11 protein-coding genes are annotated in these 12,480 nt (G+C 70.3%); 6 read left to right on the top strand and 5 right to left on the bottom strand.

What is annotated here, in order from left to right:
• Nucleotides 1-97 precede the first annotated feature (97 nt).
• Complete coding sequence (locus AB0B48_RS01280; protein ID WP_357194165.1) at nt 98-2,833, bottom strand: immunoglobulin-like domain-containing protein; 2,736 nt, start codon at nt 2,831-2,833, stop codon at nt 98-100.
• 553 nt (nt 2,834-3,386) lie between these two features.
• Here AB0B48_RS01280 and AB0B48_RS01275 point away from each other — a divergent pair.
• On the top strand, nt 3,387-3,692 hold the full coding sequence (locus AB0B48_RS01275; RefSeq protein WP_357194162.1) for a GNAT family N-acetyltransferase: 306 nt from the start codon (nt 3,387-3,389) through the stop codon (nt 3,690-3,692).
• Nucleotides 3,693-3,759: 67 nt separating this feature from the next.
• On the opposite strand, the gene AB0B48_RS01270 is transcribed toward AB0B48_RS01275, so the two are convergent.
• A complete protein-coding gene (locus tag AB0B48_RS01270) occupies nt 3,760-4,158 on the bottom strand; it encodes a cupin domain-containing protein (RefSeq protein WP_357194159.1) in 399 nt (132 codons plus the stop codon).
• A 304-nt stretch (nt 4,159-4,462) separates the two neighbouring features.
• Between AB0B48_RS01270 and AB0B48_RS01265 the strand changes: the two genes are divergently transcribed.
• Genes AB0B48_RS01265 through AB0B48_RS01250 form a run of 4 tightly spaced genes read left to right on the top strand, consistent with a single transcriptional unit; the run spans nt 4,463 to nt 8,752 of the window.
• Nucleotides 4,463-5,698: a cytochrome P450 gene (locus tag AB0B48_RS01265; RefSeq protein WP_357194157.1), complete on the top strand. Its 1,236-nt coding sequence runs from the start codon at nt 4,463-4,465 to the stop codon at nt 5,696-5,698.
• Between the two features lie 31 nt (nt 5,699-5,729).
• Nucleotides 5,730-6,911 (top strand): acyl-CoA dehydrogenase family protein, encoded by a 1,182-nt coding sequence (locus AB0B48_RS01260; protein WP_357194311.1) that lies wholly within the window; start codon nt 5,730-5,732, stop codon nt 6,909-6,911.
• A gap of 22 nt (nt 6,912-6,933) precedes the next feature.
• Nucleotides 6,934-7,344 carry an SgcJ/EcaC family oxidoreductase gene (locus AB0B48_RS01255; protein WP_355008671.1) on the top strand — a complete coding sequence of 137 codons (411 nt, stop codon included), beginning with the start codon at nt 6,934-6,936 and terminating at the stop codon, nt 7,342-7,344.
• A 25-nt stretch (nt 7,345-7,369) separates the two neighbouring features.
• Complete coding sequence (locus AB0B48_RS01250; protein WP_357194153.1) at nt 7,370-8,752, top strand: FAD-dependent monooxygenase; 1,383 nt, start codon at nt 7,370-7,372, stop codon at nt 8,750-8,752.
• A gap of 61 nt (nt 8,753-8,813) precedes the next feature.
• On the opposite strand, the gene AB0B48_RS01245 is transcribed toward AB0B48_RS01250, so the two are convergent.
• From AB0B48_RS01245 to AB0B48_RS01235, 3 genes are read right to left on the bottom strand one after another with little or no spacing between them, the layout of a single operon-like run.
• Entirely contained in the window at nt 8,814-9,902 is a 1,089-nt protein-coding gene (locus AB0B48_RS01245) for an LLM class flavin-dependent oxidoreductase (RefSeq protein WP_355008673.1), read from the bottom strand.
• A gap of 36 nt (nt 9,903-9,938) precedes the next feature.
• Nucleotides 9,939-10,943 (bottom strand): acyl-CoA dehydrogenase family protein, encoded by a 1,005-nt coding sequence (locus AB0B48_RS01240; protein WP_357194150.1) that lies wholly within the window; start codon nt 10,941-10,943, stop codon nt 9,939-9,941.
• A gap of 11 nt (nt 10,944-10,954) precedes the next feature.
• Nucleotides 10,955-12,106, bottom strand: coding sequence for an acyl-CoA dehydrogenase family protein (locus AB0B48_RS01235; RefSeq protein WP_357194147.1), 1,152 nt, complete (start codon nt 12,104-12,106; stop codon nt 10,955-10,957).
• Between the two features lie 164 nt (nt 12,107-12,270).
• Between AB0B48_RS01235 and AB0B48_RS01230 the strand changes: the two genes are divergently transcribed.
• On the top strand, nt 12,271-12,468 hold the full coding sequence (locus AB0B48_RS01230) for a ferredoxin (RefSeq protein ID WP_355008676.1): 198 nt from the start codon (nt 12,271-12,273) through the stop codon (nt 12,466-12,468).
• The last annotated feature ends 12 nt before the right edge of the window (nt 12,469-12,480 follow it).

Genomic DNA, 12,480 nt, shown 5'->3' with positions numbered 1-12,480 from the left:
ACTCTAACAATAACTCCAGCCCCCGCCCCCTGGTGTGGGGGTCGCGAACTACACCCCCCCCCCCCCACTACTGTGGCGCGTCTCGTCGGGGTGCCTACTACTTCCGTACCGTCAACTTCTGGTAGTCGGCGGCGTAGGGCTGATAGGTCGGGTTGCCCGAGTAGGCGACGTGGACCTGGTAGGCCCCTGGCCGCAGGTCGGCGGTCTGCAGTTCGACGACGGCCTTGCCGTGCGCCAGCGGCACGACGTGCACGGCGCCGCCGAAGGTGACGGTGACCTCGCCGGTCGGGGTCGGATCGTGCTGCTTCGGTCCGCCGGCCGGCCCGACAGTCACGTTCAGTCTGAACGTGTCCCCGCGGACAACCGACGCCGGCGTGGCCTTCGCCTTGACCTTGACGGCGGCCGGGCCGGAGGGCACCTCGAACGACGCCGTACCTTCCGACGCCTTCAGATAGTCGAAGCCGAGGTACTCGGCCTTGACCGTCCGGGCACCCGCGGGCAGACCCGTCGGCAGCGTGACGGTCGCCGCACCGTCGCTCAGGTGGGCGAGCTTCGACCACGAGCCGATGCTGATCCGTACCTGACCGCCGGTCTCGAACCCGTCAGCTGCCGTTACCGTCACGGTGGCAGTGGTCGTCTGGGCTCCGCTCGCGTACGGCTCGACAGCCACCTCTGTGGTGGTGGTGACGTCGCTGTTCGGGATTCCGCGGATGTCGTTCCACTCGCGGACGGTCAGCGGGATCACGGTGCCGTGCCGGGGACGGACGACACCTGCGTTGGCCATCGTGATCGCCTTGGCGTTCCACGTCGGAGCCTCGATGTTCTCGTGACACGCGGCCTGGTACCCACCACCGTTCGTGTACCGGTCACCCCACAGGTAGAACTGGCCCGGGCAGGCGGTGTCGCCGGGGTTGGCCTTGAAGATGACCGGTCCCTCGTACCCCTGGTTGGCGACCCACGTCGTGCGCCCCAGAGCTGGCGCGACCAACGTCCAGTTGGCGATGTTGCTGTCCAGGAAGTCGGTGTGCTTCTCCGAGAAGATGTCCGAGCCCTGGTTGCCGGCCTCGTTCTTGGTCACCCGGTAGTACTGGTCACCGACGCGGATCGCGGTCGTGTCGATCCGCGACAGCGGGGCCGGATCTTGCCAGACCTGGGGAGAGGAGAACGTCTTGAAGTCCCGCGTCGTGGCGTACCACATCTGCGCGTTCCCCTGACCGGTGCGGTTCACGGGGTCGTTCCACAGCGACTGGGCCCAGAAAACGACGTAGGCGCCGAGCTCTTCGACCCACAGCGATTCTGGTGCGAAGGCGTTGCCCGCGTTGTCGGGCGCCACCTTCACGTGTCGCTGAGGGGTCCAGTTCACCAGATCGTGCGACTCGAACACCTCGATGTACTGAGTGTCGTTGATGGCGTACCCGCCCTGGTCGTACCAGTTCAGGTCGGTGGCGATCATGTAGAACGTGTCGCCGTCGGGGGAGCGGACGATGTGCGGATCACGAAGCCCCTGGTCGCCCAGCTGGGAGATGAGTGACGGCCGCCCTCCGGTCAGACCGGTCCAGTCCAGAGCGGTGTTTCCGTTGGAAGTGGCGAACATGATCTGCTCGCCGTCGGCGGTCCCCTCTCCCTTGAAGTACCCCATGAAGTACCGCTCGTACTCCTCCGAACGCGGCATGGCGGTGATGGTCACCGGGAACGACTTCTTCTGCGAGGCCTTACCCTTGGTGATCGTCGCCGTCAGGGTGGCGGCAACGTCCGCACGGCCGAAGGCCGGGCGGCTGACCACGCCCGTCGGGGTGACGAGACCGGTGGTCGACCTCCAGGTGATAGTGGATCCGAACTCGCCCTCGGCGGCGAGGTCGAGGTTTCCGCGTACGCCGTCGGCGCCGTCAACTGTCAGATCGAAGGCGTCACGGTCGACAGCCTGCGCATCGTCGAACTCGGCCTTCACCACCACGGGGATCTCCCGCGTGGTGACCTCCTGTGCGCCCTTGCGGACAGTCGCCGTGAGCGTGGCTGTCGCGTCGGCCTGTCCCTGTGCGGGCCGGGTGATCCTGCCCGTCACCGCGACCTTGCGTGCGCTGGCGACGGCCGGCGGGGTGTTGACCTCGACGACGGACGGGTCCGAACTCGTCCAGGTGATGGCCGAGCCCGCCACGGAGCCGACCTTGGGCAGAACGAGGTCGCGTACGACCGCGCTGGTGCGGCCGAGGTCGATGGCCGCGGCGTCGGCGCGAACGCCGTCGGAGACCGTCTTCTCTGCCAGGAGGAGTGTCTCGTCGAGACTCACGGCCCGGTCGTACACGCGGAAGTCCCGGATCGTTCCGCGGAACGAGTAGTGGCCCGATGTCTGCGAGCGACCGAGGAAGTTGCAGTTGGTCCCCGCCGCGTTCACCGACGGCGCCGTCGTCAGGTTCGTCGACGTCGCGTGCAGCACACCGTCGAGGTAGACCCTGCCGGTCCAGCTCGTCCCGTCCGAGTTCAGTGACTGGGTGTAGGTGACGTGGGTCCACGCTTTTTCGAGCATGCGGACCCGGTTCTGTTGGAGGTTCGTCGGACCCACCGCGACGCGGAACCGCTGGGTGTTCGACGCGAAGATGGAGCCCTCGGCGCCGGTGTCGGCGTCACACGAGCCGGACTTACGGCCGAAACCCCACATCTGGTGTTCGCCGACGTTCGCCGGGTCGACCCACACGTCGTAGTCCACGGTGAGGTTGGACATGCCGGCGGTGATGTCGTTCGGCAGCGCCACGTATGCGCCGTCGAGGGCGCTTTCGTAGGAGTCGGGGTTGAACCTGACTCCTACGCCGGTCAGGGTCGCCTTCTCGGGATTCACGAGCGTGGCGTTCGCTGCCGCACCCGCGCTACCCGAGTTGACCAAGGTCGTCCCACTGGTCTCATCGAGGGCGAAGTGGTGCACCAGGCCTTGGGTGAGCTGCTCCTCGGCAGCGTACGAGGGCGTTGCCGCGATCGAGACCGAAAGAAGCGCACCCAGTGCCAGGACCGCGACACCTCTGCCCTTCCGACTCCGCCCGAGACGTGGTCTTGGCTGTCGCAGTCTCAATTGATCCTCCTGGGCCGGTTACGTCTGTCTCCAAACTGGACGGACTTGTTAACGCTAACTACGGGGTGCTGCCGGGTCAACGCGATGCGTTGCGGCCCGAGCCCACGCAGGTCCGCGTCTGATGGGCCCCCGACCGCTCGGCCGGGGCCGAGTTCCTCCGCACCACCTACGAGGCCGCTGCCGACCTCGGGCACTGGGACCGCTCCGTGCTGGAGGACGACCCCCTGCGGTGGCACCGTGGCCCTGTTAGGTGAGGACCGACAACTGTGACGTTCACGAGTACGCGGACAAGGTCGATTCCGGCGTGCCGTATGGAGGACACGAGATGGTGGAAGTGACGGACGCTCCCGAGGCCAACCGGTACGAGGCCCGGGTCGACGGGGAGTCCGGGGTCGCCGGCGTCGCACAGTACATCCGCACCGCGGAACTCGTCGCGTTCGTGCACACCGAGGTCTCGCCGGAATACGAGGGCAAGGGGGTCGGGTCGGCACTGGCCCGCACGGCCCTGGACGAAGCCCGTGCCGCGCATCTGCTCGTCCTGGCCACCTGCCCGTTCATCGCGGGATGGATCGACCGGCATCCCGAGTACCAGGATCTGGTCTACCAGTCCCGCAGCAGGGTCAGCGACTGAACGGAGGGGCGTGGCGGTGCCCCCGCGCTGCCCTCCCGGCCCGCTGAGCGGAGGCCCGGGGGCGTGCTCACGGCATGGTGAAGTCGGCGAAATCGAAGCCCGGACTCACCACACAACTGACGAGGACGTGCTCGTCGCCCTCCGGTTTCGCGGACTGCCACTCGCCCGCCGGAACCAGTATCTGCGGGCACTCGGCACTCAGGATCGTCGGCCGACTGTCCCTACCGACTGTCAGCGCCAACGGCCCGCCCGAGTGCCAGAACCAGATCTCGTCCGACCGCACGGTGTGCCAGGCCGACGAGTCACCCGGCTCGAGCAGAAAGAGGATCGCCGTCGCGGCGGCACGGCTGCCCGGGTAGCCATCGGGCTCGAACGTGACAGCGGACCGATACGTTTCCCTGAACCAGCCGCCTTCGGGGTGCGGGCGCAGATCGAACTGTTCGGCAAGAGGCGGACGTACGGACATGATGGCCACTGTAGTGGCCCGCATTGACCTCCCACCTCTGCGCCGACCCCGGCTGAGCGGACCGACGTCACGATCGTCCTTCAGCCCGGCGCGGGTGATCTGCCTGGCCTCGCCGAACCTGACATGGGCGTTCTCGCAGGCCGCCGCCGAGTGCGCACACCGAGAGATGCACCGCCGGATCGGCTGATGACACGCTCGTGCCACGCCACCGGTCGATCCGCTGCGCCCCACGGAACGGGCACATCGGCTTCGCCGGGCGGACCGGCGCGTGGCCGAAACACTCCGCCGAAACTGGGAGTCATCCATGGACAGTTGCCCGTTCTCTCTGGACACCACCGGAAAAGATATCCACGGTGAGGCCGCGAAGCTGCGTTCGCAGGGCGCCGCTACTCAGGTGGTTCTGCCCGGCGGCGTGGTGGCGTGGTCGATCAACAGCTATGCGGTGATCAAGCAACTGCTCACCGATCCGCGGGTGACGAAGAGCGCCCGCAACCACTGGCCGGCGTTCATCAACGGCGAGATCCCGCCGGACTGGGAAATGATCAGCTGGATCGCGATGGACAACATGGTCACCGCGTACGGCAAGGACCATGTGCGGCTGCGCAAGCTGGTCGGCAAGGCGTTCACCCCACGGCGTACGGAGGCCATCCGGCCGTGGATTGCCAAGATCACTGAGGAGCTTCTCGACGGTCTGGCCGCCGCCGCCCCCGGTGAGGTGGTGGACCTGCGTGAGCGGTTCGCGTACCCGTTGCCGGCCCGCCTGGTCGCCGACCTCATCGGCATGTCCGAGGAGGCTCGCGCCAAGACGGCGAAGGTGATCGACATGATGGTCGACACCACCGTCACCCCGGAGCAGGCGCAGGCCGTGCTGGCCGGGTGGCGCGGCGCGATGGCCGATCTCATCGCCACCAAGCGGGAGAACCCGGGTGAGGACATCACCAGCGACCTCATCGCCGCGCGTGACGAGGACGGTTCCCGGCTCAGCGAGGAGGAGTTGACGGACACCATCTTCGCCATCCTCGGCGCCGGCTCCGAGACCACCATCAACTTCTTCGACAACGCCATCACGGCCCTGCTCAGCAACCCGGAGCAGCGGGATCTCGTGCTGTCCGGCGAGGCCACCTGGAACGACGTCATCGACGAGACGCTGCGGGTCGAGTCCCCGCTGGCGCACCTGCCGCTGCGGTACGCCGTCGAGGACATCGAGCTGGACGGCGTGACGATCCCGCAGGGCGATCCCATCCTGATCAACTACAGCGCCGTGGGTCGCGACCCCGCCCTGCACGGCGACGACTCCGACCGCTTCGACCTGAAGCGCGCCGACAAGGAACACCTCTCCTTCGGCCACGGACCGCACTACTGCCTCGGCGCCGGGGTGGCCCGGGCGGTCGCGACCACCGGCCTCTCTTCGCTGTTCGAGCGCTTTCCCGACATCGCGCTGGCGGTGCCGGTCGCCGACCTGCAGCCGTTGCCCACCTTCATCATGAACGGCCACCGGACGCTGCCGGTCCGGCTGACCGCCCCCGTGCCCGCCGCCTGACATCCACCGACGACCTCAGGGAGCCGCCGTGCTGACCACCACCGACACACCCAGGCGCGAGGAGATCGTCGCGCGCGTCACGGACCTCGCCCCGCTGCTGCGCAAGAACGGCGTACAGGCCGAGCGGGACCGCCGACTGCCCGACGAAACGATCGAGGCCCTGGCCGACGCCGGGGTCTTCAAGCTGCGGGTGCCAAAGCGGTTCGGCGGCTACGAGGCCGACACCCGCACGCTCGCCGACGTCGCGACCGCGCTCGGCCGGGCCGACGGTGCCACCGCGTGGACCGCCTCGGTCTACTGGATTCCGACGTGGATGGCCGGCCTGTTCCCCGAGGCGGTGCAGGAGGAGGTCTTCTCCACGCCGAACGTGCGGATCTGCGGCACCCTGAGCCCGTCCGCCATGGCGGTCCCGGCCGATGGCGGCATCGTCGTCAACGGCAAGTGGGGCTTCATCAGCGGCGCGTTGCACAGCCACTGGCAGGAGATCATCGCGGTGCTGGTCGGCGGCGAGGGTCCGCCGATGCCGGTGATGGCGCTGGTGCCGACGTCCGAGTTGCAGATCGTCGACGACTGGCACACGTCCGGCCTGCGCGGCACGGGCAGCGTCAGCACTGTCGCCCAGGACCTGTTCGTGCCGGCGGAGCGGTTCCTGCCGCTGCCGGTGGCGCTCCAGGGCCGGACCGGACCGGACGCGGCCGGCGCGCCCGCCATGTACCGGGCGCCGCTGCTGCCGGTCGCCTCCGCGTCGTCGGTGGGCACCGTGCTGGGCCTGGCCCGCGCGGCCGGTGAGACGTTCCTCGAGCGGCTGCCCGAGCGCAAGATCACCTACACGGGGTACGAGAAGCAGGCCGAGGCGCCGCTGACCCATCGCCAGGTGGCCGAGGCGGAGCTGAAGACCGACGAGGCCGAGTTCCACGTACACCGCCTCACCGCGCAGGTCGACGACAAGTCGGCCGGCGGCCAGCCGTGGAGCCTGGCGGAGCGCGCCCGTGCCCGGGCCGACCTGGGAGCCGCGTGCCGCCTGGCGAGGGAGGCGGTCGGCATTCTCGCCGGCGCCAGCGGCGGCTCCTCGCTCTACGACGACGTGCCCATGCAGCGCATCGCCCGCGACGTGCAGGCGGTCAACCTGCACGCGCTGATGAACCCGGACACCAACACCGAGCTGTACGGCCGGATCCTGTGCGGCCTCGAACCCGACACCCTCTATCTCTGAGCCGCCGAGAAAGGACACCAGAATGACCACGAGCACCTTCAACGCCGAGGCTCAGGCCGCCGTGGCCGCGGTACCGCGGCACATCGTCACCGCGTGGGCGGAGCACGACGCCGACGCGTTCGCCCGCACGTTCACCGAGGACGCGACCATGATCCTGCCCGGGGTCTTCTGCCGTGGCCGGGACAAGATTCGCGGATACATGGAGCAGGCGTTCCAGGGCCAGCTCAAGGGCACCCGGGTCACCGGCACGCCGGTCGACGCCCGCCTCATCGCGCCCGGCGTCGCGGTGCTGACGACCGAGGGCGGTGTCCTGGAGCCCGGCGCCGAGGACGTGTCGCCGGCCCGGGCCATCCGGGCGTCCTGGATCCTCGTCGAGCGCGACGGTGAGTGGTTGCTGGCGGCTTACCAGAACAGCCCGCGCGGCGAGTCGTGAGCAACCAGGCCAGGAAGGGGCAGCCGTGAGCGCACAGGTGGGAGAGCGTGCCGTCGTTCTCGGCGGCAGCATGGCGGGCCTGCTCGCGGCGCGGGTGCTGGCCGACGCGTACGCCGAGGTGGTCATCGTCGACCGCGACCGGCTCACCGGCGTCTCCACGGCCCGACGTGGCGTGTCACAGGGCCGGCACGTGCACGGTCTGCTCGCCCGGGGCCAGCAGATCCTCGACGAGCTGTTTCCCGGTTTCACAGCGGAGGCGGTGGCCGCCGGGGTGCCGACCGGCGACCTGGGCGAGCTGCGGTGGTTCTTCAACGGACGCCCGCTGGCGCCGGCCAGTACCGGGCTGACCTGTGTGTCGGCCGCCCGTCCCGTGCTGGAGCAGCTGGTGCGCCAACGGGTGGCCGAGCTTCCGGCCGTACGCTTCGCCGAAGAGCGCGACATCGTCGGGCTGACCACCACCCCGGACCGTCGGCGGGTCACCGGGGCGCGGGTGCAGGGGCGCGACGGCGCGGCCGAGGAGACGATCACCGCGGACCTGGTGGTCGACGCCACCGGTCGCGGGTCGCGCACCCCGGTCTGGCTGGAGGAACTGGGGTACAGCCGGCCGGACGAGGACCGGATCCGGATCGACCTGACCTATACGACGCGCCTCTATCGGCTGGCCTCGGACGACGTTCTGAAGGGCGACCTGTCGATCAACCCGGTGTCGTCGCCGTCGCACCCCCGTGGCGCCTTCCTGTCCCGTATCGACGGCGGCCGGTGCATCGTCTCTCTGACCGGGGTGCTCGGCGACAGCGCGCCGGCCGACCCGGCCGGATTCCTGGAGTTCGTCAAGTCGCTGCCGGTTCCGGACATCTACCAGGCCATCCAGGACGCCGAGCCGCTGGACGAGCCCGTGTCCCTGCGGTACCCGGCCAGCGTCCGTCGCCACTACGAGCGGTTGTCCCGGCTGCCGGACGGCTTCCTGGTCCTCGGCGACGCGGCGTGCAGCTTCAACCCGGTCTACGGCCAGGGCATGACAGTGGCGGCGTTGGAGGCGCTGACCCTGCGCGACCACCTGGCCGGCGGCACGGCACCCCGGCCGACCGACTTCCAACAGGCCGTGTCCGCGGTCACCGACGTGCCCTGGGAGATCTCGGCGGGTGGTGACCTGAGCTTCCCGCAGGTGCGGGGCCCCCGACCGTTCAAGGTGCGGATGGCGAACGCGTACATGGCCAAGATGCAGGCGGCCGCGACCCGCGACCCGCAGGTGACGCGGACCTTCATGCGGGTGGCGGGGCTCGTCGAGCCGCCACAGGCCCTGATGCGACCCGCGATGATGTTCCGGGTGCTGACCCGCAGCCGCCGTCCGGCACCGGAGGTGCCGGCGTGGCAGCCCGACGCCGTCGGCACCGCCTCGGAGGTGTGATCCAAGAAATTCGGTGCCCCGGCCCTTTCGGGCCGGGGCACCGACGGGTCCGGGCCCGGCGTCAGCCGGCGAGCACGCCGCGCTTGCGCAGCAGCGGGAGCACGCCCTCCCCGACGACGTAGGCCTCTTCGAGGTGCGGCTGCGCCGACAGGATCAGGTGGTCCAGGCCGAGCCGGTGGTATTCCTCGATCCGGTCCGCCACGTCCTCGTGGCTGCCCACCAGCGCGGTGCCCACGCCGGGACGGACCAGGCCGTACCCGGCCCAGACGTTCGGGTAGACCTCCAGGTCGTCGGTACGCCCACCGTGCAGCGCCGCCATTCGCTGCTGCCCCTGCGACTCGGTGGATCGGAAGCGCTGCTGCGCCTGCCGGATCCGCGCCGGGTCCATGCCGTCGACCAGTTGCCGCGCCACCTGCCAGGCCTGCGCGGAGGTGTCCCGGGCGATGACGTGGAAGCGGGTGCCGAAGCTCAGCGTGCGTCCGTGCGCGTCGGCGAGTTCGCGGGCCCGGCCCATCGCCTCCGCCATGGCCGCCGGTGGCTCGCCCCAGGCCAGCAGCACGTCGGCGTGCGCGGCGGCCACCTCCCGGGCCGCGTCGGAGGAGCCGCCGACGAAGATCTCCGGAGCGACCGGGTACGGCCTGGTGAGCAGGCCCGCGCGGATGCGGTAGTGCGTGCCGGTGTGGTCGAAACGCTCACCGGTCCAGGCTCGGCGGAACACGTCGAGGAACTCGCCGGTGCGGGCGTACCGTTCGTCGTGCGACAACCAGTCGCCGTAGCGCCGCTGCTCGTCGGCGTCGCCGCCGGTGACCACGTTGAGCTGGAGGCGGCCGCCGGAGAGACGTTGAAGGGTCGCCGCCGACTGCGCGGCCAGCACCGGCGAGATGAGCCCGGGGCGCATCGCCACCATGAAGCGGATCCGCCGGGTGTCCGCGGCGAGCGCGGCCGACACCAGCCACGGGTCCTCGCAGAACATGCCGAACGGCACGAGCATTCCGGTGAACCCGAATCGGTCCGCCGCGAGGGCGACCTGACGCAGGTAGTCCGGGTCGACGTCGCGGCGCGCGCCGGGCGGTGGCGGGCCGGAGGAGGGCTGGGCCACCTCGCGTCCGTCCCCGTGCGTGGGCAGGAACCAGTGCAGCTGCAACGACATGTGTCGTCCTCTCGATTCGGCGGTGAGCGCCGGCGGTCAGCTCAGCAGCAGGGCCGCGAGCACGTCGTGCGGTGGCACGGAGGTGACCCGGTGGGCGTCCAGCCACAGCGCCCGCCGGTAGCGCAAGTGCAGGCCGAACTCCCAGGTCATGGCGATGCCACCGCAGACCTGCAGGGCCACCTCGCAGGCCAGCACGGCCGCGCGCGGACCAGCCACGGCGGCACAGGCCACCGCCTCGGCGGCGCCGTCGCCGTTCAGCGTCACCGCCGCCCGGTAGGCCAGCGACCGTGCGGTCTCGATCTCCGCGTACGCCTCGGCCAGCTGGTGTGCCACCGCCTGGAACGACCCGATCGGCTGGCCGAACTGAGTCCGGGTTCCGGCGTACCGCACGGCTTCGGCCAGTGCGCCGTCCGCGACACCCACCGCCTCGCAGGCCAGCAGCATGGCGCTTCGCAACCGCAGCGCGGGCAGCAGCTCGGCGGTGCGGCCGGGGTCGGCGAGCAGTCGGGCGGGCGCGTGCAGCAACCGGACGGTGGCGTACCGGCGCAGTGGATCGATGTCGTCCCGCTCGGCGATGGAGATCTCCGAGGGCGCGACGCCGAACAGCGCCACCCCCTGGCGGGTAGTGGCGGCCACCACCAGTTCCGTGGCCAGGTGCGCGTCGACCACGCCGGGTGCGCTTCCGCTGATCCGCCAGTCCGGCGTATCGTGCGCGGCGCACGTGTCCGAGGAATCGACCAGCGCGGCCGGTCCGGGTAGCGGCAGCCCCGCCGACTGGTACACCGGCAGAGCCGATCCGGCCGTGCCGACCCAGGGTTGGGGGAGCAGCGCCCGCCCGCTCTCCTCGGCGAGCAGGGCGAGATCCACCGGTCCGAGGTCCGCGTCCAGCCAGCCCTGTCGGTCCAGCGCGGCCCAGTCCTCCGGATCGAGGAGGCCGTGATCCGCTGTCGCGGCGAGCCGGGACGGTGGGAAACGCTCGCTCAGGTGGCGTCGGGCCGCGTCGGCCAGGTCCCGCTGTTCGGTGGTGGTGGCGAAGTCCATGATGCGCTCTCCTAACGGTGCCGAGGCAGGCCGAGAACACGTTCGGCGACGATCCCGCGCAGGATCTCGGAGGTGCCGCCCTCGACGGTGTTCGCGCGGCTGCGCAGCTGCGCCCGCCGCCAGTACGCCGCCCACTGCCCGGCGTGTCCGACGGTGTCGCCCTGCACCAACCGCAGTCCCAGCCGGCACATCTGCTGGTGGGTCTGCGACCAGCGCAGCTTGAGCACCGAGCTCTCCGGGCCGGGCTCCCCGCCCCGTTCGAGCTGCGCGAGCGCGCGGTAACCGGTGAAGCGCAACCCCTGAAGCCGCACGTGCAGATCGGCGATCTCCCGGCGCACGGCCTGGTCGGCGGTGGCACCGACGGCGTGCGCGGTACGGATCAGCCGGTCCAGTTGCACCGCCAGGCGAGCGGTGAGCGTGATGCCGAAGGTGCCGCGTTCGTGCGAGAGCGTCGTGAGCGCGACCTTCCAGCCTTCGCCGCGCGCACCCACCACGCTGTCCTCGGGCAGTTCCACGCCGGTCAGCACGATCTCGCTGAAGTCGGTGTCACCGGAGATCTGGCGCAGCGGGCGCACCTCGACGCCGGGGGCGCGCATGTCGAGCAGGAAACAGGTCAGGCCGCGATGCTTGGGGGCGTCGGGTTCGGTGCGGGCCAGCAGGAGACAGCGGTCGGCGAGATGGGCGTACGACGACCACACCTTCTCGCCGGTGACCGTCCACCCGTGCGCGGTCCGCTCCGCCCGGGTGCGCACCGAGGCCAGGTCCGAGCCAGCCTCCGGTTCCGAGAAACCCTGGCAGAAGATGATGTCGCCGGACAGGATCCCCGGGAGGTTGACGGCCTTCTGGGCCGCGGTGCCGTACCGGATCAGCGTGGGACCGACCATGTGCAGGCCGATGACGTTGAGGTGGTCCGGGGCGCCGGCCAGCGTGCTCTCCTCGGCGTGGATCGCCTGGTACAGCGGTGGCAGGCCCCGCCCGCCGTGCTCCCGCGGCCACGTCAGACCGGCGTACCCGGCCTTGCCGAGGGTGGCGCTCCACTGCCGCATCTCCGGCTCCGGCCACGGCTGTGGCGGACCCGCGGAGGGGGCCGGCACATGCGCGCGCAACCAGGCGCGCAGCTCGGCCCGGAATTCGCCTTCTTCGTCGCTGTCGTCCAGCCGCATAGAGGCACGCTAATGCCCACGATGGTTGGCGTCGCTATTTGTCGGCGCATTCCGCAACGTGCGAGAAGAACGGGCTCCGGAAATTCGAGGCGGCAATTTTGAAGATGCGCCAGTACGGGCCGGGCGGCGACGATGGCGTCGGATACGGACCCGGGGAGGCACTCGTGCACGTCATCGTCGATTTCGACCAGTGTGACGGCAACGGCCTGTGCGCCGACGCCGCCCCGGAGGTGTTCGAGTTGGGCGAGGACGACGTGCTCCGGGTCCGCGCGGAGCACCCGGCGCCCGCTCTGTGGCCGGCGACGGAGATCGCGGCCCGGGGCTGCCCCAAGCTCGCCATCACGCTGCGGACCGACGCGTGATCGTGTCCGGTG

The organism is Micromonospora sp. NPDC049089 (assembly GCF_040648775.1).
In the GTDB taxonomy this organism is placed as follows: domain Bacteria; phylum Actinomycetota; class Actinomycetes; order Mycobacteriales; family Micromonosporaceae; genus Micromonospora.
This window is presented reverse-complemented; position numbering and strand designations above follow the sequence as displayed.